16 protein-coding genes and 2 pseudogenes are annotated in these 21,271 nt (G+C 58.9%); 14 read left to right on the top strand and 4 right to left on the bottom strand.

What is annotated here, in order from left to right; genetic code table 11:
* Positions 1-303: 303 nt before the first annotated feature.
* Positions 304-1,426 (bottom strand): annotated as a pseudogene (locus ACTG2B_RS07890) (porin).
* Positions 1,427-1,821: 395 nt separating this feature from the next.
* Here ACTG2B_RS07890 and dinG point away from each other — a divergent pair.
* The 3 genes from dinG to ACTG2B_RS07875 all read left to right on the top strand — a co-directional run bounded on the left by dinG (position 1,822) and on the right by ACTG2B_RS07875 (position 5,774).
* A complete protein-coding gene (gene dinG, locus ACTG2B_RS07885) occupies positions 1,822-3,894 on the top strand; it encodes an ATP-dependent DNA helicase DinG (protein WP_439995479.1) in 2,073 nt (690 codons plus the stop codon).
* A 142-nt stretch (positions 3,895-4,036) separates the two neighbouring features.
* Positions 4,037-4,696, top strand: a complete 660-nt coding sequence (locus ACTG2B_RS07880; RefSeq protein ID WP_439995478.1) for a YccT family protein — start codon at positions 4,037-4,039, stop codon at positions 4,694-4,696.
* Positions 4,697-4,877: 181 nt separating this feature from the next.
* A complete protein-coding gene (locus ACTG2B_RS07875; RefSeq protein ID WP_439995477.1) occupies positions 4,878-5,774 on the top strand; it encodes a histone deacetylase family protein in 897 nt (298 codons plus the stop codon).
* Between the two features lie 158 nt (positions 5,775-5,932).
* On the opposite strand, the gene ylqF is transcribed toward ACTG2B_RS07875, so the two are convergent.
* On the bottom strand, positions 5,933-6,883 hold the full coding sequence (ylqF, locus tag ACTG2B_RS07870; RefSeq protein WP_005334061.1) for a ribosome biogenesis GTPase YlqF: 951 nt from the start codon (positions 6,881-6,883) through the stop codon (positions 5,933-5,935).
* Between the two features lie 323 nt (positions 6,884-7,206).
* Between ylqF and ACTG2B_RS07865 the strand changes: the two genes are divergently transcribed.
* The 8 genes and pseudogenes from ACTG2B_RS07865 to ACTG2B_RS07830 all read left to right on the top strand — a co-directional run bounded on the left by ACTG2B_RS07865 (position 7,207) and on the right by ACTG2B_RS07830 (position 15,883).
* Positions 7,207-8,604, top strand: a complete 1,398-nt coding sequence (locus ACTG2B_RS07865) for an alkaline phosphatase (RefSeq protein WP_005334065.1) — start codon at positions 7,207-7,209, stop codon at positions 8,602-8,604.
* A gap of 11 nt (positions 8,605-8,615) precedes the next feature.
* Positions 8,616-10,007 carry an alkaline phosphatase gene (locus tag ACTG2B_RS07860; RefSeq protein ID WP_439995476.1) on the top strand — a complete coding sequence of 464 codons (1,392 nt, stop codon included), beginning with the start codon at positions 8,616-8,618 and terminating at the stop codon, positions 10,005-10,007.
* Positions 10,008-10,079: 72 nt separating this feature from the next.
* Positions 10,080-10,766: a hypothetical protein gene (locus tag ACTG2B_RS07855; protein WP_439996918.1), complete on the top strand. Its 687-nt coding sequence runs from the start codon at positions 10,080-10,082 to the stop codon at positions 10,764-10,766.
* 82 nt (positions 10,767-10,848) lie between these two features.
* Positions 10,849-11,586: a substrate-binding periplasmic protein gene (locus tag ACTG2B_RS07850; RefSeq protein ID WP_319919606.1), complete on the top strand. Its 738-nt coding sequence runs from the start codon at positions 10,849-10,851 to the stop codon at positions 11,584-11,586.
* 245 nt (positions 11,587-11,831) lie between these two features.
* Positions 11,832-12,226: pseudogene (rnk, locus tag ACTG2B_RS07845) on the top strand (nucleoside diphosphate kinase regulator).
* Between the two features lie 193 nt (positions 12,227-12,419).
* Positions 12,420-13,010: a transcriptional regulator UhpA gene (gene uhpA / locus ACTG2B_RS07840; RefSeq protein WP_005334071.1), complete on the top strand. Its 591-nt coding sequence runs from the start codon at positions 12,420-12,422 to the stop codon at positions 13,008-13,010.
* Positions 13,007-14,527 carry a signal transduction histidine-protein kinase/phosphatase UhpB gene (gene uhpB / locus ACTG2B_RS07835; protein ID WP_203116284.1) on the top strand — a complete coding sequence of 507 codons (1,521 nt, stop codon included), beginning with the start codon at positions 13,007-13,009 and terminating at the stop codon, positions 14,525-14,527. The genes uhpA and uhpB overlap by 4 nt, the downstream gene beginning before the upstream one ends.
* A 21-nt stretch (positions 14,528-14,548) precedes the next feature.
* Positions 14,549-15,883 carry an MFS transporter gene (locus ACTG2B_RS07830; RefSeq protein ID WP_127006778.1) on the top strand — a complete coding sequence of 445 codons (1,335 nt, stop codon included), beginning with the start codon at positions 14,549-14,551 and terminating at the stop codon, positions 15,881-15,883.
* Between the two features lie 92 nt (positions 15,884-15,975).
* Here the strand turns inward: ACTG2B_RS07830 and ACTG2B_RS07825 are convergent, their stop codons facing one another.
* Positions 15,976-17,109, bottom strand: a complete 1,134-nt coding sequence (locus ACTG2B_RS07825) for a GGDEF domain-containing protein (RefSeq protein ID WP_439995475.1) — start codon at positions 17,107-17,109, stop codon at positions 15,976-15,978.
* Positions 17,110-17,629: 520 nt separating this feature from the next.
* Here ACTG2B_RS07825 and ACTG2B_RS07820 point away from each other — a divergent pair.
* From ACTG2B_RS07820 to ACTG2B_RS07810, 3 genes are all read left to right on the top strand, one after another.
* Positions 17,630-18,430 carry a transporter substrate-binding domain-containing protein gene (locus tag ACTG2B_RS07820; protein WP_439995474.1) on the top strand — a complete coding sequence of 267 codons (801 nt, stop codon included), beginning with the start codon at positions 17,630-17,632 and terminating at the stop codon, positions 18,428-18,430.
* A gap of 99 nt (positions 18,431-18,529) precedes the next feature.
* Positions 18,530-19,489: an amino acid ABC transporter permease gene (locus ACTG2B_RS07815; protein WP_019445267.1), complete on the top strand. Its 960-nt coding sequence runs from the start codon at positions 18,530-18,532 to the stop codon at positions 19,487-19,489.
* An 83-nt stretch (positions 19,490-19,572) separates the two neighbouring features.
* Positions 19,573-20,316 (top strand): amino acid ABC transporter ATP-binding protein, encoded by a 744-nt coding sequence (locus ACTG2B_RS07810; protein ID WP_439995473.1) that lies wholly within the window; start codon positions 19,573-19,575, stop codon positions 20,314-20,316.
* Positions 20,317-20,423: 107 nt separating this feature from the next.
* Here the strand turns inward: ACTG2B_RS07810 and ACTG2B_RS07805 are convergent, their stop codons facing one another.
* Positions 20,424-21,215, bottom strand: coding sequence for a substrate-binding periplasmic protein (locus ACTG2B_RS07805; protein WP_439995472.1), 792 nt, complete (start codon positions 21,213-21,215; stop codon positions 20,424-20,426).
* Between the last annotated feature and the right edge of the window lie 56 nt (positions 21,216-21,271).

The following is a 21,271-nucleotide window of genomic DNA, read 5'->3' as shown; positions in this document are numbered from 1 at the left end:
TCAAACCAAGCTGCTGCGAGCAATGACTGTATGGCGTAGAGGAGAGCAGTGCCATCCCCATCAAAGAGATAAGCAGGAAGCAGGAAGCAGGAAGCAGGAAGCAGGAAGCAGGAAGCAGGAAGCAGGAAGCAGGAGAGATTAACTAAGACAGATGGTTTGCCAAACATCACGTAACACAGCAATCCGGCGGTTCATCATGGCACCAATACGCTGGCGCCAAAAAAGAAAATGGCCGAGATATCATCTCGGCCATTCGTAGTCTGGTCAAAGACTCAAGCCTGGATATTACTCATGCGCAACTTATTAGAAGTTGTACTGCAGAGCAACAGTCCACTCGTCATCCAACTTCTCGATGCTCTGGATTTTGTACTCGGTGTAAGCTTTCAGCTTCGGAGTAAAAGCGTACTGGACACCCAACAGAGTTTCATCAACCAAGTCTTTGTACTGTGCACCAGCGGCATTAGAAGCAACTTTGCCTTCTTTGAAGTTGTAGCCAGCTAGGAAGGTCCAAGCGTCTACATTGTAGGAAGCTGCCAGCTCGTAGCCACGGCCCTTGTCTTTGTCACCACCGGTGGTGGTGTCATAGCTCAGGTCGCCTTGGGTATAAACACCAGCGAAGTAGAAGCCGTTGATGGCGTAATGTGCACCCAGAGCCCACTCTTTCTTGTCGCCAGTGGTACTGGTTACAGAATTTTCCAGATCGGAGTAGGCGTAACCTGCGTTGAAGCCCAAGCCGAAGTCGAAGTCGTAGCTGGCAGCAGCAGCATAACCATAGTTACGCTTAACGTTGTCACCATATACGGCTTTCTCTTTGATACCTTGACCTACGTCAGTAACTACAACAGCTTTTTCATCGTTGGTCTGATAAGACAGTTTGCCTTTGAAGCCACCGAAGCTGTTGGAGTAAATGATTTGGCCTTCCTGACGACCGTCGTAGAAGTTACCGGCATCGCCCCATTCGTTGAAGATATCGGTCGGCTCGAGTACGTCGTAGAAAGCGGTATCGGTCTGACCGAAGATGATCTTACCGTACTGAGTGCCGTCGAAACCGACATAGACGTGGCGAGAGTTGAACTTGTTGTCAGTTTTCAGCAGAGACTTGCCACTCGGTCTTGGCGATACCAGACCAGGTGTTGTTCAGGGCAATTTTGCCAGACCAACCCAGGCGGGAAGAACCAACCAGCTCACCATCTACGTCTTGGTAGCTAGCAGCGCTGCCCGGCACAAAAACAGTGTTACCAGTTTTAGTATCGAACTTATAGGCGTCGTCAGTGGCGCCAACAGCCTTGTTGTGATCGCCGTAGTAGTTAGCCTGTACACGGCCGTATACGTCGAAGGTCACACCGTCTTTGTCATAAACAACGGCAGCGTTGGCTGCGGATGCAAACAGAGCCGGGATAGCAATAGCCAGAATTGTCTTTTTCATAGTTTCCAATGCCTACTGTAATTAAACACTAAGTTGTTGTTATTCCCTGTGTTAGCGATGTTCTTTGCATCACTATGCCGCCGAGACTAGCACCGGATTTTTTGAACCGCAATGAAAAAACTTGGAACTTTTTACGCAAACCATAGTCACGGAGGCAAAAGTGTGAGCCAAGTCTCACCTGACGGCAAGGCAAAAGGAAAACGTTTACAATGAATCCTGCTGATTATTTGGACTCAAATAGTCTATTTTGCATGCAAATTACGCTAACTACCTGATAAACAACCAAAGTGGTCTGATCAGCGTAAAACAGCCGTGATAATGGCTGTTGCCTCGACCTCACCGAGGGGTTGCGGGTATCCTTGTCCTTCGATTAACACCTAACTGGCCTTCTCTTCATGCTCTCTACTCGCCTTAAAGCCACCATTCGTCAAACCTATCGCCAGATTTCGGATGGATTACCCGGTTTTGTGCCGCGCAAAGAGCAGAACTTTCTGGTGGCCGAGATAGCCAAAACCCTGACCGGCGAGTACGACAAACAACGCCGTATTCTGGTTGCCGAAGCAGGAACCGGTATCGGCAAATCTCTTTCTTATGCGCAGGGTGCCATTCCGGTGGCGCGACTCACCCAGAAGAAGCTGGTGATCTCCACTGCCACAGTGGCCCTGCAAGAGCAGTTGATCCACAAAGACCTCCCTTTTTACCACCGCCACAGCGAGCTGCCGTTTCGCTTTATGCTGGTCAAGGGGCGTCAGCGTTACTGCTGCGAACATCTGCTGGAGCAGGCAGCCAGTGGCGCCGAGATGGCCAACTTCGAGCTCGACTTTGGCAGTCTGAGCAAATCCAAACCATCTGACAGCGACAAAGATCGCTACCAGGCTCTGTGGCAGGCCTACACCAATGACAAGTGGGACGGGGATCGGGACAACTGGCCGGAGCCCATTCCCGACACTTGCTGGGATCGCATCGCCGCCGACCGCCACACCTGCAACAAGGCGCTGAGCCATCACCAGCACTGCCCCTTTCATCGCGCCCGCAACGACATGGAGAGCGCCGATGTGCTGGTGGTGAACCATGCGCTACTGCTCTCCGATCTCACCATGGGCGGCGGCATCATTCTGCCCCCCCCCGATGAGTGCATCTATGTGCTGGATGAGGCCCATCACCTGCCCACCATCGCCCGGGATCACGGCGCTGCGTCGGCCAGCGTCAAAGGCTCGCGTCGCTGGCTGGAGAAGCTGGTACAGAGTGCAGGCAAGCTGGCGCGGACTCTTAATAAGGAGAGCCTGCTCGACCCCCAACTCAAACTGCAGGATACACTGGCCTCCATCCAGCCTGACCTGAAGGCGGTCGAGCAGTGGCTCAGCGCCAACGATCGGCTGTTTGGCAGTGAACCCCACTACCGCTTCGCCGAAGGGGTATTGCCGGATCCCCTGCCCATGCTGGCAGAGAATCTCAAGGAGTCGAGCAAGAAGGCGCTGCGAGCGCTGGATCGGATGCAAGGGGCCATAGGTGAAGCGCTGAAAGATGGCGAGATCCGCCGCAAGGAGGCCGAACCCCTGCTGGCAGAGAGCGGTTTTCATCTGCAGCGGCTGGAGAGTTTTTGCGCCCTCTGGGAGATGCTGGGGCGCCATGTGCCGACCGGCAAAACCCCGCTCGCCCGCTGGATGGCCAAGAGCGATGACGGCGATATCTGGCTGCACACTTCACCGATAGAGGTGGGGTATCTGCTTGAGGAGTGGCTCTGGTCGAAATGTTTGGGGGCCGTGCTGGTCTCCGCGACCCTCACCGCCCTCTCTTCCTTTAGTTATTTTCGCCATCAGGTGGGGCTCAAGGAGCACGACGGTACCCGCTATCTGCGCCTGCGCTCCCCCTTTGACTATCAAAAAGCCGAGCTCTATCTGCCCAAGATGGAGCACGAACCCAACTCGCCGGCCTTTACCAACGAACTCATCAGCGTGCTGCCACGCATTTTGGCGGGCAAGGAGGCGAGTCTGGTGCTCTTCTCCTCCTACCGCCAGATGAATGAGGTGGCTGTTGGCTTGCGAGCCAAGGGACTGTCACTGCTGGTGCAGGGGGAAGCCTCCCGCAATGCCCTGCTCACCCTGCACAAACAAAAGTGCGATGGCGGTCAGGCCAGCATTCTGTTTGGTACCGGCAGCTTCTCGGAGGGGCTGGATCTGCCGGGTCACTACCTTACCAATCTGGTCATCACCAAGCTCCCCTTTGCGGTGCCCAACTCGCCGGTCGAGGAGGCCACTGCCGAATGGGTGGAGCAGCGAGGAGGCAACCCCTTTCTGCAACTGACGGTGCCGGAGGCATCGCGCAAACTGATCCAGGCCTGTGGCCGCCTCATTCGCAAAGAGGCCGATCGGGGGCGGGTCACCATTCTGGACCGGCGTCTGCTGACCAAGCGTTATGGCAAGGGGTTGCTTGATGCCCTCCCCCCGTTTACACGGCGGATCGAATAAATAAGCCGGTTATTATTGATAGAAAAACTGACAGCGGAGCGAACGTTGAGCACCAGAAAGAGCCATTGCCGCAGTAGGCTAAACCTGTAAAAATAAGCCCCTGTTTTCAGTGGGCAATCGCCTGACTGTTCAAGGAGATGAAATGAAACTGACTGTTCTGGTACCGGCACTGGCTGGTCTGTTGTGGGCCGGTAGCGCCCTTGCTGATGCTCAACTGGAAGTGACCAACCCCTATGTCGTCCAGCTGATCGATGGTCAATCCATCAACCCCAAGCTGCTCGACAAAACCAGTATCTTCCCCCTCTCTGTCGGCAAACACCAGTTGGTCGTCGCTTTTGAAGGCAACTACTCCAGCCGCAGCGATATCAAGCTCGTCACCGCCGAGCCGCTGGTGCTGAACTTCACCGCCGCCGACAATCAGCAGCTGGTGCTGGACTACAAAAAGCCCCGCAACGAAGCCGAAGCCAAGCAGTTTGTCAAAGAACAGAAAGTGGCGCTGAAAGACAAGGTCAGTGGTCAGCAAGTGAGTAGCGAACAGTTCGTGATGCCGAAAGTAGAGGGCTTCCAGCTGACCCGTGACTATCAGCAAGAGCTGATCAACATGGGGAAAGCCTTCAACCAGCCCAAAGCAGTGGCCGTCTCTTCTGCTGCCGTGATGGCTGCCGCCAGCGCACCGGTTCAGGTTGCCCCCAGCAAGGCTCAAAGCAATCCGGAAGCGCTGACCCAGTTGCAAAACTGGTACAACAAGGCCGATGCGGAAACCCGCAAAGCCTTCCAGATCTGGGTTATCCAGCAGCAATAAGCCGGGCTGAGTGATTGACTGAAAGGGGAGCCAAGCTCCCCTTTTCCATATCCTGCGGTCTCACTCACGACGCGTCTTGATTTATGCGCTGCCACTTCCCCTTTATATAGGGAGTACATATATGGATTCATCTGCTGATTTCATATATAGAAAGCGCCACCTTGCCAGGGAGAATGGCACCATGTCGTTGCGCATTTTCTATCACCCCCTCTACTCCTCCCTGACGCTACCCGAGCGCCATCGCTTCCCGCTGGCCAAGTATCAAGGGCTGTTTGAACGCCTGCAGGTGCAGGGTTACCCCCTTGGCGAAGCGCCCGCCGCTACCCGGGAGCAAATCTGTCGCATTCACGATGCCGATTATGTCGCGGCGGCCCTGAGCGGCCAGCTGGAAGATCGCGCCATCCGCAAGATCGGTTTTCCCTGGTCACCCATGCTGATAGAGCGCACCTTGCGCTCGGTGGGTGCCACCGTTGCCGCCAGCCGCCATGCACTTGAGCAGGGCTGCGGCTTGCAGATCTCCGGTGGCTACCACCACGCCCATCGGGATCACGGCAGCGGTTTTTGTCTGTTCAACGATCTGGTGATTGCCGCCCAAGCTTGCCTCGACGAGGGGCGCTGCGAACAGGTGCTGATCGTCGATCTCGATGTGCATCAGGGAGATGGCAGTGCGGCCCTGTGCGCCGGACGGCGCGATATCATCACCCTATCCCTTCATGGGGAGCACAACTTTCCCCATCACAAAGCCGCCTCTCACCTCGACTTTCCGCTGCCAAGCGGCATGACGGACGATGCCTATCTCACCACACTGCAACAGGCACTCTCGCTGGTACTGCGGCTCTATTCGCCGGATCTCATCCTCTATCAGGCGGGCGTCGATGTGCATCATGCCGACGAGCTTGGCTATCTCTCCCTGAGCGATGAAGGGGTTCGCCTGCGCGATGCCATGGTATTTGACTGTGCAATCAAGCATGGGTTGCCCATCGCGGCGATGCCCGGTGGCGGCTATCGCCGCGACTGGCAACAGCTGATCCCGCTTCATATGTCGCTGTTTGAGACGGCACGCCACCGTTTTGGCTGATGGCATGGCTTTATAGCGCGGACACCCCATCAGAGTCGGGCGTACACTTCACCAGATAAGACAGAAGAGGCGACCCCTGGGGTCGCCTCTTCGTGTTTCGTCATCTGGGTCACACAAGCTCGCTCGTTGTCAGGCAAGCTCGGGACGCCTGAAGATAACTATTTCTGACGCTTGCGGGCGTACTTGCGACGGGCGCGGGCCTGACGCTCCTCTTCCCGCTCGGCCTTCTCTTTGGCTTTTTGCTCGGCTTCTGCGGCGGCTTCGACAATCTCGACGCTCACCATCTCCGGCGTCTCCAGCGAGATGCGGCCAAGCAAGCCGGAGCGGAACTCGTTAATCAGGATTTCGGACGCCTTGTGCAAGTCGGCCAGCCCCCCTTTGCGCATAAACGCCCGCTGGCGGGCGATCATCTCCAGCAGCTCGATCTCGGTCTCGGGCAACTCGTCAATCTGGTAGCGCGCCTTGATCCGCTCCGGATAGGCCTTGATGAAGTAGTCAGCGGCAAACATGGCGATATCGGCATAGTCGAACACTGTGTCCTTGATGGCCGCAGTGATGGCCAGACGATAACCACAGGAGGGCGGGTTGAGCTTGGGCCAGAGAAAACCCGGGGTATCGGTCAGGATGACGTTGTTATCCAGCTTGATCCGCTGCTGGGACTTGGTCACCCCCGCCTCGTTGCCGGTACGGGCGATGATGCGCCCCGCCAGAGTATTGATCAGAGTGGACTTGCCCACGTTGGGGATCCCCATGATCATCGCCCGCACGCCGCGCAGCTCAAAGTTGCGCTCCGGCAGCATCTCGTGGCAGAGAGTCAGCAGTTGCTTGATCTTCTCCGGCTCTTGTTGCGTCAGCGGCAGCGCCTTGATCCCCTTCTCTTTTTCCATGTGTGCCACCCACAGATCGGTGATCGCCGGATCGGCCAGGTCCGCCTTGTTCAGCACCTTGATCACCGGGGTATCACCACGCAGCTCGGGCACCAGCGGGTTTTCGCTGGAGAAGGGGATGCGGGCATCGAGCATCTCGATGATCACATCGACCTGGGGCATGACCTCGGCAATCTCTTTGCGGGCCTTGTGCATGTGACCGGGGAACCAGTTGATGGACATATCCGTTACTCTCTGTGGGGGCTGCGGGCGCGCGCATGGAACAACAGGCGCTCTGCCGCGGGCATCGAACGAAGGGGGCGCATTTTACCTGCTGCGGGCACATTTTGACAGGTCATTCTAGCCATCACTTCATCAAATCAGCAAACCGCCGAGGCGGAGCAACCTTGCCGGAAGCGACCGGGCCAACTCGCTCAATTGATAGATAACACATTGATATAGTGTAACATTTTCATCACTTTTTCACACAACCGTCACCGATAGTCAGTAAAAGTGTCATCTGCCCCCTCTAGGCTGCGCTCAGGTTTTACAAGGAGCGAACCCCAATGAGAAAAATGGCAGGACTTGCAGTGATGATCGGCGCCGCCCTGGCTGCCGGCTGCAAATCAGACAATGACACGGTGGCGACCAAGCCCGCAGCCCAACCCACCAACGTCATCTTCTTCCTCGGTGACGGCATGGGCCTCAACACCCTGACGGCGGCCCGCATCTACGGTGTCGGCGAAGAGGGTGATCTCACCATCGATACCCTGCCAGAGACGGCCTTTATCAAGACTTTCTCCCACGATGCCCAGGTCACTGACTCGGCCCCCTCCATGGCGGCCTACATGACCGGGGTCAAGAGCAACAACGGCGTCATCAGCATGGACGGCGACGCCACCTATGAGAGCGACTGCAGCAAGAGCGCCGGCAAGCCGGTGACAACCCTGCTGGAGCTGGCCAAAGCTGATGGCCGCGGTACCGGTGTGGTAACCAGCACCCGGGTAACCCACGCCACCCCGGCGGCTACCTATGCCCATATCTGCAACCGGGATCTGGAAGCGGATATCGCCGTCCAGCTGGTACCGGGCGGCAAAGGCTACAACAGCGCCCTCAAGGAGGGGCTGGATGTGGTGCTCGGTGGCGGCAGCAGTTTCTTCCTGCCCAAAGCTGACAAGGGCAAGCGGGAAGATGGCCGCAACCTCATCAGCGAAATGCAGGCCAAGGGCTACCAGTTTGCCAGCAATCTGGATGAGCTGAACAAGGCCGATGCGGGCAAGCCGCTGCTGGGACTGTTTGGTTCCAGTCACATGAAATATGACCTGGACCGCCCTGCCAGCGAGCCGTCACTGGCCCAGATGACCCTGGCTGCCATCAAGCAGCTCAAGGGCAAGGAGAAGGGTTACTTCCTGATGGTGGAAGGGGGTCGCATCGACCACGCCCTGCACGACACCAACGCCAAGCGGGCGCTGCAGGACACCATCGCCTTCGACAACGCCATCAAGGCCGCCATCGACGAGGTGAAAAAGAGCGACCCCGAGCTGAAAAACACCCTGATCGTGGTCACCGCCGACCATGACCACACGCTCGTGCTCAACGGCTATGCCAAGCGCACCGGCAAGACCACCGCCGACAACCCCGGCGTACTCGGGCTGGTGAAGAACTACGAGACTGGCGAGCCAAGCAAGGATAGCGAGGGCATGCCCTACACCATCATAGGTTTTGGCAACGGCTACAACCGGGTAGATGGCCCGCGCAGCAGCGTCGCCCCGCTCGACGATGCCACCGTCTCCGCCAATGACTACCACCAGGAAGTGGTGGTCAAGGTAGGCGAAATCGGCAACGAGACCCACGGCGGCACCGATGTCTTCCTCGGCGCCATCGGCAAGGGGGCTGACAGCTTCCATGGCTCACTCGATAACACCGCCGTGTTCGGCAAGATCAAGGCTGCGGCCAAGCTGTAAGGAGCACTTTCATGAGCAAACAGATGAACACATCCATCAAGCACACGCTGGTCTGCGCCGCCCTGTTCAGTGCGCTGGGCGCAACCTCCCAGGCACAGGCCGGTGATGCCAAAAACGTCATTCTCTTTATCGGTGATGGCATGGGGCCTACCGTGCTCACCGCCACCCGCCTGTTCAAGGTGGGAGAAGAGGGCAATCTGGAGATGATGAAACTGCCGCGCAGTGCCCGCATCAAGACCTTCTCCAACGATGCCCAGACCACCGACTCGGCCCCCTCCATGGCGGCCTACACCACCGGGGTCAAGATGAACAACGAGGTGATCGCCATGAGCAGCGACACCAAAGCCGTCGCCCCCGGCAAAGACGTCAATGGCAACAAAACCGTCAACAATTGCAGCAGCGATAACGGCAAGCCGGTGCCCACCATCCTGGAGCTGGCCAAGGCGGCAGGCAAATCGGTCGGAGCCGTCACCACCACCGAGCTGACCCACGCGACCCCGGCGGCTACCTACGCCCACATCTGCCATCGGGATGCTGCCTATGACATCGCTGCACAGGCCGTTCCGGGAGGAACTGGTTTCAACCAGGCGCTTGGGGATGGGGTCGATGTGCTGATGGGCGGTGCTGCCAACCACTGGACCCCCTACAGCGCCAGCAACAAGGGCGGTCGCAATGACAACCGCGACCTGACCGCCGAGATGAAGGCGCAGGGATACAGCTATGTCACCACCCAAAGTGAACTGGCCAAGGTCACCAGCGGCAAGGTGCTCGGTCTGTTCAGCAGCAAATCCCACTTGGACTACGAGCTGGATCGGGTCGCCAAAGGGGCTGCCAATACCCAGCCGTCCCTCTCCGAAATGACCGCCAAGGCGATCGACCTGCTGAGCAAGAACAGTCAGGGTTACTTCCTGATGGTAGAAGGCGGCCGGATCGATCATGCCCTGCACGGCACCAACGCCAAGCGCTCGCTCACCGACGCGGTGGCTCTGGATGAGGCGGTCAAGACGGCGCTGGGTAAAGTGGATCTCAACAATACCCTGATCGTGGTCACCGCCGACCATGACCATACCATGACCATTAACGGCTACTCCGCCAAGGGCAATCCGGTGCTCGACCTGGTTAAAAATGGCGATGGCTCGACCCAGAACGATGTGGATGGCAAGCCCTTCACCACCCTGGTGTTCGGTAACGGCCCCAACCGCCCCGATGTGCGCCCGGTCCTCACCAGCGATCAGGTGATGGCCAATGACTACCTGCAGGAGACCGGCGTCAAACTGACATCGGAAACCCACGGCGGCGGCGATGTGATGCTGTTTGCCGATGGCGCCGGTAGCAACCGCTTCAAAGGCACTCTGGATAACACCAAGGTGTTTGGCAAACTGCGGGAGGCGCTCGGCCTGTAAGCAGCAGGGGCCCGGGTGCATCTGAGCAATCGACTCAGCGGCCCGGGCCCCGGCTCTTTCGAGCGACAGATGATGATGCGACTTTTGCTTTCGTTATGGCTGCTTGGCAGCACCCTCGCCTTTCCCCTGCATGCTGACGACACGCCCCCGGATCTCGCCGCCCGGATCAGCTATCACGACCGGAACACCGGCAGCGATGGCATCGCCAGAGAGAGTGTCTGGCAAGAGAAGTGGCTGCGCGTGGGCAATCAGGTGTGGAGCCAGCGGCTCATACCCCTCCCCCTTGCCCGTGCCTATCACGCCACTCACGACGCCACCCCCGGCCACAAGCACTTTACCCACCAGATGGCGGCCCGCTGGGTCAGCCGCAGTGATGAGGGTGAACTTCTGCTGCGCTATGCCGACAGCTGGCACAACCAGCTGGTTGAAGTGCCGGTGGAAGAGTATGGCCAGGTGGCCTTCAAGCCCGACTGGCTGCGGATCCGCCATCTCGTCAACCCGGTGCTGATCGAGGGGATGACTCCACTGGATGAGGCCGCCCCCGAGCAGGCCCGCTGGTATGAAAAGCGCGAAGGGCAGCAACGAACCCGCATTCTCTGGTCGAGTCAGTGGCAAATCCCGCTGGTGGTCGAGTCGGCCAGCCTCGATGGCTATCGCAGCTACCGGATGGAGGTAACCCTGCGCAAGCTGCCTGCTCAGCTCCCCTGGCAGCAACTCGCTGATTACGAAGTGCGCGATCTGCGGGATTTCTTCGACTGAGATCCCAACCCCTCAGCGGGCACAACGACAACGCAGGCAGGAATGTTACACTCTGCATATTCGACTCTGGCTCACGACCTTGATGCGCGCTCTCTGCCTGCCCTTTTTTGCCCTGCTGTTATTGCTGGTGAACACCGGTGCCCAGGCTATTGTGCTGGTGGCGGCCGAGTTGCCCCCTTACGTCATTCAGTCCTCCCATGGTAAACCCAGCGGGGTGGGTATCGAGATCATGGAGGAAGCAGCCCGCCGTCTAGACGAGCCGCTTACCATCGAGCTGATGCCACTTCCACGTGCACTGACCCAGACAATTCACCGCCCCGATGTCTTGATGATACCGCCCGTGCGAAGCAGTCAGCGAGAGCACCTCTATCAGTGGGTAACTCCCATCCTCGATGAGCAATTTTTGATCGTCAGCGATCGCCGATTTCACCCAAAAGCACTGAAAAGCAGCGATTTGAAAAACCTTGATGTGGGCGTGCTGCGCTACTCGTTTGGTCAACACCTACTCAAACAACGCATCGGGATCCGGGGAGAGACAGTAGCAGATGAGCAACTCAACGCTCATAAACTCCATCGCGGTCGCATTGATGCCTGGGTCGCCGCATGGAATGTCATCCTGTATGCCCAACAACAAGACAAACGCTCATCACAACAGCTGGTTCGCGGGGAAGTGTTGATGAACACCCAACTGTTCCTGGCCGCTCACAAGGATTTCCCCTTCAAAGAGGCCCTGCGCTGGCAAGCCGTAATCGACGAGATGCGCCATGATGGCACACTGGCGCGGATCATCCGTCAGTACAACTATCAGGCTCCTGAGTAGTCACTCAATCGCGGTTGCCAAGGCCGGCCAGAATGGTTATGGTAGCCCCATGAAAATACTCGCTATTTCCTCGCATTTGCTCACACCCTGCTGAGCCCCCGCCTCGCTCCTTCGGCCGCGAGTCGCTTGGGGGCATGGCATTTTCAATCGATTGAACCTGTTGAATCCATTTTTGTAACACTTTGCGTGATGGCCAACCTGCACCCGCCGGTATGGGCCTATCCGCTATTGATAAGGAATATCTTATGAAACAACCTCATCTGGTTATCTCCAGCCTTGATCTGGACCGTATCGAACAACTGCTCGGCAACCACCCGCAGCATCTGGCCCTGCAAGAGGAGCTGGACCGCGCCGAGATCCGCGAACCGGCCGACATGCCGCCGGACGTGGTCACCATGAACAGCAAGGTTCGCTTCAAGATGCAGAGCAGCGGCAACGAATTCTGCCTCACCCTGGTCTACCCGCGCGATGCCAAGGGCGACGAGAGCAACATCCTGTACTGGCGCCGGTAGGCAGCGCCCTGCTCGGCCTGAAAGTGGGCGACAGCATCGCCTGGCCGGGCCCGGCCGGTCGCACCATCGAGGTAGAAATTTTGGAAGTGGTCTATCAGCCGGAGCGCGCCGGCGAGCTGCACCGCTGAGTCCCCCGGGCTGGTCATCTCCCTGTTGATCAGCCCGCTTGCTCGCCCTTGCCAGCTGATCCCGATCAAGCTTTGCGCACCTTGCCCCCCGGTTTTTAGCCCCTTTTCCTGCTGCTGCTTGAGCCTGACTCGGAGGGCAGGTATCTTGTTGGCCGCGTCATGGTCATGACGCACCGAATTTCAGGCTGACATCATGATAAAAATTGCCCTCATCGACGATCACCAGATCGTCCGATCCGGTTTTGCCCAACTGCTCAATCTGGAGCCAGACCTGCAGGTGGTCGCCGAATTCGGCTCCGCCAGCGATGCCCTTGCCGGCCTGCCCGGCAGCGGGGCGCGCGTCTGCGTCTGCGACATCTCGATGCCCGACCAGTCGGGACTGGATCTGCTCAAGCAGCTCCCCTCCGGCCTTGCTGTGGTGATGCTCTCGGTACACGACAGCCCGGCCCTCATCGAGCAGGCACTGCAAACCGGCGCCAAGGGATTTCTCTCCAAGCGCTGCAGCCCGGACGAGCTGATCGCCGCCGTGCGCACCGCCGCCCAGGGGGGGTGTTATCTGACGCCGGACATCGCCCAGAAACTGGCCAGCAGCAGCCGGGATCCCCTCACCAATCGGGAGCGGGAGATTGCCCAGTTGCTGGCACAGGGGCTGGAGGTGAAGGCCATCGCCGAGCAGCTCGGCCTCTCCCCCAAAACGGTACACGTCCATCGCGCCAACCTGATGGACAAGCTCAAGGTCAGCAACAACGTCGAGCTGGCCCACCGCATGCTGGATAGCTGGTGATCTCCCGTTTTGCCAGCTATGTCGCCATCGCGCTGGCGGCCTGCTTCATCTTTGCCGCCGGCTGGTTTTGCCTCTGGAGCATCAGCCTGCATCTGGCGGGCGGCCCGGCGCTGGCGGTGCTGCTCTTCCCCTTCGGCCTGCGCCTTGGCTTGCTGCTGCAAAGTCCTGGCCACTACTGGCCACCGCTGTTGCTGTGTGAAGGGCTGCTGCTCTACTGGCTCAATCTGGAAGTGGGGCTGCCCCACTGGCCTTGGCTGGTCGCGGGCAGTCTGCTGACCCTGCTACCGCTGCTGATTGCCCGCCGCCAGCAGGTGCGCAACGACTGGCAACAACTGTTGCTGCTGCTCGCCACCGTCACGGCGGCGGCGCTGCTGCAAGCCCTGCTCTGGCATCTGGCGGGGGAAGATGGCCTCTCGGCCCTGCTGCTCAGCCTGACCGGCGGGCTGACACTGACCTCCACCTGCATGCTGATCTGGCACTACCTCACTCGCGCCACCTGGGTGCCGCTGGGGCCTGCGCTGGTGGATCAGCCGGTGGAGTGGCGCTTTCGCCATCTGGTCTGGTATCTGCTGCTGTTCGTATTGAGCCTCTGGCTGCAACTGGGATTGCCCAACTCGCTGGTGCGCTTCACCCCGTTTTGTCTGGCCATCCCCATCATCGCCATGGCGTGGCGCTACGGCTGGCAAGGGGCGCTGCTCGCCACCCTGATGAACACCATCGCCCTGCTGGCCAGTCAGGCCTGGCACGATCACCCCCTCGACCTGCTGCTCTCATTGCTGGCCCAGAGTCTCACTGGCCTGCTGCTCGGCGCCGGGATCCAGCGCCAGCGCGAACTTAATCAGGCGCTGACCCGCCAGCTCGCCCATAATCGCCAGCTCACCGAGCGGCTGCTGGAGACCGAGGAGAGCATCCGCAAGGAGGTGGCGCGCGAGCTGCACGACGACATCGGCCAGACCATCACCGCCATTCGTACCCAGGCAGGGATCGTGCGCCGCCTCGCCCCCGATAATGCCGGTGTGGGCCAGAGCAGTGCCCTCATCGACACGCTGTCGCTCGGGATCTACGATGCGGTGCGCGGTCTGCTCGGGCGGCTGCGCCCGCGCCAGCTCGACGACATGACTCTGGAGCAGGCGGTACGGGCACTGCTGCGGGAGCTGGAGCTGGAGCGTCACGGCATCGTCACTCGGCTGGAGTGGCAGCTGGCGGATGGGGATCTCTCCGATGCCCAGCGGGTCACCCTGTTTCGGGTCTGTCAGGAGGGGCTCAACAACGTGGTCAAACATGCCAACGCCCACTCGGTCACCATTCGCGCCCGGGCCAGCGGCGAGCAGTTGCAACTGGTGCTGGAAGATGATGGCCGCGGCCTGCCACAGAGTCGCCCGCAACAGGGCTATGGCCTGCTCGGTATTCGCGAGCGGGTACAGGCGCTCGGGGGCAGTCTGCAACTCTCCTGCATTCACGGCACCCAGCTGACGGTCAACCTGCCCAGTCGCAGACGGGAGGAGAGTCATGGCTAATCACCACCAGAGGGCCTGCCTGTGCTGAGTTTTATGAGAAGCGCGCCGCCCCGGCCCCTTATCCGGGATCAGGCCGAGATCGACGCCACCTATCGCCACTGGCGGCTGCACCTGCTGCTGACCATGTATCTGGGCTACGCGGTCTTCTACTTCACCCGCAAGAGCTTCAACTTCGCCATGCCGGACATGCTGGCAAGCGGCATGCTGGACAAGTCCGATATCGGCATGCTGTGGACTCTGTTCTACATCACCTACGGCTGCTCCAAGTTCTTCTCCGGCATCATCAGTGACCGCGCCAACCCGCGCTACTTCATGGGTGTCGGACTGATGGCCACCGGCGTTATCAATATCCTGTTCGGCCTCTCGTCGGCACTCTGGATGTTTGCCGCCCTCTGGGTCGCCAACGCCTTCTTCCAGGGCTGGGGCTGGCCCCCCTGCTCCAAGCTGCTCACCAGCTGGTATTCGCGCACCGAGCGCGGGGTCTGGTGGTCGGCCTGGAACACCGCCCACAACGTCGGCGGCGCGCTCATCCCCCTTATCGTCAGCACCATTGCTCTGCAACATGGCTGGCGCTACGGCATGATAGTGCCCGGCCTTATCGCCATCATCGCGGGGTTGTTCCTCTGCTGGCGGCTGCGCGATACCCCGAGTGCCATGGGACTGCCGACAGTAGGCGAGTGGCGCAAGGATGCGATGGAGCTGGCCCAGCAGACCCAGGATGCGGGCCTCTCCCACCGCCAGATCCTGCGCAAATATGTGCTGGGCAACCCCTATATCTGGCTGCTCGCCTGCTGTTACGTGCTGGTCTATGTGGTGCGCACCGCCATCAATGACTGGGGCAATCTCTACATGACCGAGCAGCGCGGCTTCAATCTGATGAGCGCCAACTCGGCCATCTCCATGTTCGAGGTAGGGGGCTTTATCGGCGCCCTAGTGGCGGGTTGGGGATCGGACAAGCTGTTCAACGGCAACCGTGGCCCGATGAACCTCATCTTTGCGGTGGGGATCCTGCTGGCGGTGGGGTCGCTCTGGCTGATGCCCTTCTTCAGCTATGTGATGCAGGCGGCCTGCTTCTTTACTATCGGCTTCTTCGTGTTTGGCCCCCAGATGCTGATCGGCATGGCAGCGGCGGAGTGCTCCCACAAAAACTCGGCGGGAGCGGCCACCGGCTTTGTCGGTCTCTTTGCCTACATGGGGGCGGCGCTGTCGGGCTATCCGCTGGCCAAGGTGATGGAGATCTGGCACTGGAACGGCTTCTTCGTGGTGATCTCGGTGGCGGCAGGCGTCTCGGCCCTGCTGCTGCTCCCCTTCCTCAAGGCGCAGGCACCGAGAGCCGCTCAAACGAATGCAGAGTAGCAGGTGGCAGCTGACGAGCCATACCCTGCAAACAGAAACAATCAGAGCGCGGATCACCGCGCCCTGATTTTATTCCTGAACCTATTCCTGCATCAGGCCGCCTGACAGACCCGGTTTTTTCCTTCCCGCTTGGCCCGATAGAGAGCGTCATCCGCACGGCTGAACAGGCTGTCAAAGTGCCACTCCCCCTGCCAGTGAGCAATACCCATGCTGACGGTGATATGGATCCCCTCTACCTCGCTGGCCGCAAGCTGAACCCGCAGTGACTGGCAACGGGCGATCGCCTCCTCTACGGTGGCATGGCGAAACAGCAGCACAAACTCCTCGCCCCCAAAGCGACTGGCCAATACGCCCTCCAGCTCGCGCAGTGCCAACCCGACCCGCTCCAGCACCCGATCCCCCACCTCATGGCCATACCGATCGTTGATCTGCTTGAAGTCATCCAGATCGAGCACCACCAACGCCCCCTGCTGTGCAGGGCGTCCCCGGGCCAGACGCTCCATAAAACCACGGCGATTGAGTAACCCAGTCAGCGGGTCATGACTGGCCTGATAGCGCAGCTCCAGCGTCCAGTGCTGGTTGCAGAGCAGCAGCACCCCGAAGGTGAGCATGGAGCTACCCACCAGCATGGAGACATAGGGCAACACGTTGAACAGCTGACGCTGGAACGGACTTTCGATCACCTCGCCCCACACGGTAAACATCCGCATCAGGGTCATGGCGATCAGCACCAGATTGAGGCCAATCAGCACCCAGACCGCCACCTGATAATCGGGTCGACCGTGACGCCAGAGCTGCCAGATGATGAGCGAACTGAGCATGAGGAAGGCAGCACTGCTGATCATCACCCGTACCGCAATCCGGCCATCGATGGCGACCGACCAGGTCATGACGGCGGCAAACAGCAGGATGAATCCCCAGCAGACAGGCCAGCCCGGCGATTGACGGAAGAAACAGCGTTGGGCGACCAGCAATAACGACACATGAAAAATCAGGAAGACATTGCCCACCCAGGAGCCATAGGGAGTAGGTGCCAGCAGCAGACTGGCAAATCCCGCCTGACCCAGCATGGCAAACAGACTGGACCACCACCAGACCCCGACGCCGGGAATATCGTTGTGGGTAACGCGGATGATGGTGAGAGTGAGGAAACCGAGACAATAGCCACACAAGGCCATGATCATCAAGGTAAAAATATCCAGCTTAAGCAGTAGTGAGGCGTCCATACCAAAGCCATGCAGAGAGGGTAACTGAGTATATGAGAAGCGTTTGCCAAGACCCAGTGCGACTTGATGGTTTTCACAATAAAGCCCGTTCGTTTGCTGACAAACAGAGCAATGCGTGTGATATCCCACCAATACGTATCCGCATTAGCCCCATAAAAAGCCTCTTACGGAGCCCAGCAACTCAATAAGAGCCGCAAGCGACACCCAGGCTTTGTAACAAAATGTCTTGGGGATAATTTGGGCTTGAACCCACTCAATTAGATAGATATGTTGTTTTCGTGTGATTTTATGAATGAAGCCATGAGCAATAAATGTCTCTAACCTGTTGAGTCTTCTGACACAATCTGTTTTTGGTACATTTTTCACTCAACCACTATTCATAGCATCTCATATGGGGCTTTTGTCCCGCACAAGACATTCATCCTGTCTTGCCTGTTGCCGGATGCAGCAGTCTCTTGTGCCACGGAGTCGCACGGGATCAGGTTCAAGGCCGAACACACCACCGACAGAGACGTCACTTATGATCAAAAAACTGATTCTTTCTACCCTGCTGTTTTGCGGGATCGCCACGGCGGCCCCGACCCCAGCCCCCACCTCCACCCTGGATGCCGTGCTCGAACGCGGCGTGCTGCGAGTCGGCTTCGATGCTGGCTATCAACCCTTCGAGATGACCAACCAGCAGGGCCAGTACATCGGCTTTGACGTGGATCTCGCCAAGATGGTCGCCAAAGAGATGGGCGTGAAGGTCGAGTTCGTCAACACTGCCTGGGATGGCATCATTCCGGCGCTCTTGACCAACAAGTTCGACGTCATCATGGGCGGCATGACCGTCACTCCCCAGCGCAACCTGCGGGTCAACTTTGCCGATCCCTACATCGTGGTCGGCCAGACCATAGTCCTGCGCAAAGAGAAGGCGGGCGAAATCAAATCCTTCACCGACCTCAACGACCCGAAATACAAGATCGCGGTCAAGCTCGGCACCACCGGCGAGCAGGCAGTCAAGCGCCTGATCCCCAAAGCCACCCTGCTGCAGTTTGAAACCCAGGATGACGCCAAGCTGGAAGTGATCAACGGCAAGGTCGATGCGTTCGTCTATGACCTGCCCTACAACGCTATTTTCGCCTCCCAGAATCAGGGCGCCGTGGTGCACCTCGACAAGCCGTTCACCTTCGAGCCGCTAGCCTGGGCTATCCGCAAAGGAGATCAGGACACCCTCAACTGGTTCAACAACTACCTGCGCCAGATCAAGGGCGATGGCAGCTACGACCGTCTCTACAAGAAGTGGTTCGAATCCAACGCCTGGCTGAACCAGCTCAAATAACCTCCGGGGGGCGGCACATGCCGCCCCTGCACCACGCAGCTCCCCACACAATAACGAGAAGAGGTTGTGACTGTGCACACACCCAAACCGACAAGACAGATGGAAAAACAACCCAATCAGCTACTCTGGCATGGGGTTTTCCTGCTGATGCTGCTGGTTGCCGTATTCGGCATCTACAAGGCTGTCCAGTCCGTGGATTACACCTGGCGCTGGGAACGCATTCCCCAATACATCGCCTATCAGGCGGAGCAGAAGAATCTGGCCGAATTTGACGGCACCGTGATGGCGGGCACCAGCGAGGCCGAGAAAGGCAAGCTGTTCCTCCAAGACGATCTCGATCCCAATGTGCGGCAAGCCATCGCCAGTACCGGCGTACAAGTCGCCGAAGGGGATACCGTTTTTCGTGGCGATACCCTCGACACCCAACTGAGCTGGACCGCAGGCCCCATCGCCTGGGGCGTCTGGGTCACCGTCAAGCTCTCGCTGGTAGCAGGCATCTTCGCCATCCTGCTCGGCACCCTGGCCGGGCTTGCGCGTCTCTCCCCCAATCCCGCCCTGCGCAATCTGGCGGTCACTTACGTGGAGCTCATCCGCGGCACGCCGCTGCTGGTGCAGATCTTCATCGTCTACTTCTTTATCGGCACCGTGCTGAACCTCGATCGCTTCACTGCCGGGGTCGCGGCACTGGCAGTCTTTACCGGTGCCTATGTGGCGGAGATCGTCCGCGCCGGTATCAGCTCCATCCACAAGGGGCAGATGGAGGCAGGCCGCAGCCTGGGTATGACCTCCGCCCAGACCATGCGCTATGTCATCCTTCCGCAGGCGTTCAAGCGGGTGCTGCCACCGCTGGCAGGCCAGTTCATCAACCTGATCAAGGACTCCTCACTGGTCTCGGTCATCTCTATCACCGATCTGACCAAGGCGGGACGCGAGGTGGTGAGCTCCACCTTCAGCCCGTTCGAGGTGTGGTTTACCGTGGCCCTGCTCTATCTGGTGCTCACCGGCACTCTCTCTTTCCTGGTACGCCGTCTCGAGGTGAAATATGCGCGCAGCAACTGATCCCATCATCAAGGTGCAACAGGCGCCGATAAGTGCTGCCGGCACCCCATTCGCCTTCCCGATTCGTCTTCTGGAGGCGAAATATGCGTACAGCAACTGATCCGATTATCAAAGCGACCGGTGTCGAGAAGTTCTACGGCAGCGAGGTGCACGCCCTGAAAAACGTCAGCACCGAGGTCGCCGAAGGGGAAGTGGTAGTAATCGTCGGCCCCAGCGGCTCGGGCAAGTCCACCTTCCTGCGCACCCTCAACCAGCTGGAGACCATCAACGACGGCAACATAGTAGTCGACGGCATCAGCCTGACCGAGCCGGGCGATGTCAACAAGCTGCGGGAAGAGGTGGGCATGGTGTTCCAGTCCTTCAACCTCTTTCCCCACCTGACGGTGCTGGATAATATCTGCCTCGCTCCGCAGAAGGTGCGTGGCCTGTCGCGCCGTGAGGCCGAAGACAGAGCCAAGGCGCTGCTGCTGAAAGTGGGGCTGTCGGTGAAAGCAGCCAGCTATCCCTCCCAACTCTCCGGTGGTCAGCAACAGCGGGTAGCCATTGCCCGGGCGCTCGCCATGCAGCCACGCATCATGCTGTTTGACGAGCCCACTAGTGCGCTCGACCCCGAAATGGTGGGGGAAGTGCTGGATGTGATGAAGGGGCTGGCCCGCGAAGGGATGACCATGGTGGTGGTGACCCATGAGATGGGCTTTGCCCGCGAGGTGGCGGATCGGGTGCTATTTATGGAGAGTGGCGAACTGCTGGTAGATGAAAAACCCGCCGATTTCTTCGACAATCCCCCCTCCCCGCGTCTGCGCCAGTTCCTGAGTCAGGTGCTGTAGCCAACATGCTCTGCTGGATAAACGAAGAGGGACCGCAAGGTCCCTCTTCTTGTGTGTCACGCTGAGCAGGCTTAACCCAGCTGAACCCGAGTGCCCCTCTCATCGGCTCAGCGCGGGGACTTTCCCAGATAGCGCTCCAAGATCACTTTCACCCCGTCACGTTTTTTGAGCTGATAGAGCTCCTTGTCAAACTGGTCGATAAAGGCCTGTTTGTAGGGATACTCCCCCTTGCGGCTGTAGCCGAGAAACCCCTGCTCCTTGCTGAGCACCGGCCCCTGTTTGAGCAGGGACATATCGGCTACCGCCAGCTGTTCGGCCTTTATCATGTTGAGCAACTCATAGAGCAGGGAGAGGCGATCATTAATGGTACAATCGACCCGGCCGCGGACAATCTTGAGCAGGTTCTCCCGATTGCTTTTCACCTCCTCCACGTCGATCTGCTTCTCTTTTACCGCCTGCCAGAAGGCATCGCCGCCGACGGCAAAACCGGCATTCATACCAAAGCGCAAACCGTGATAGTCGAGCGGAAACCTGGCCTGTGGGGTATTGGCTGCCACACTGGCGCCGCACATCACCACCAGCTCTTCATCCAGCATCGGCTGGGAGTAGGGCCACATATAAGGGCGGGTATCGGGCATGTAGTAGGGTGGAAAAATGGCGAAGGCGGTCCCCTGCTCCACCATGCTCAGACCGCGCCGCCACGGCATGGGCTTGAGCACCACCTCATAGTCAGGCATGGCAGAGGTCACCTCGCGGATGATGTCGGCATAGATCCCCCTGACCTCCTCCCCCTCCTGCCAGGAGTAGGGAGGATAGGCGGCATCCGCCAGGATCTCGACCCGGGTCTTGGCGTGCGCCATCATGCACAACCCCAGCAACAAGCAACACCAGACACGCATAAGCCAGCACCTCCTGAAAAAGCCTGCATCAAGCATAGCCATCCAGCGCGCCTTCC

Origin of the sequence: Aeromonas sp. 30P (assembly GCF_051919805.1) — a bacterium.
GTDB classification, from domain to species: domain Bacteria; phylum Pseudomonadota; class Gammaproteobacteria; order Enterobacterales; family Aeromonadaceae; genus Aeromonas; species Aeromonas veronii.
The sequence above is the reverse complement of the archived record's forward strand: the minus strand, read 5'-3'. Positions and strand labels throughout refer to the sequence as shown.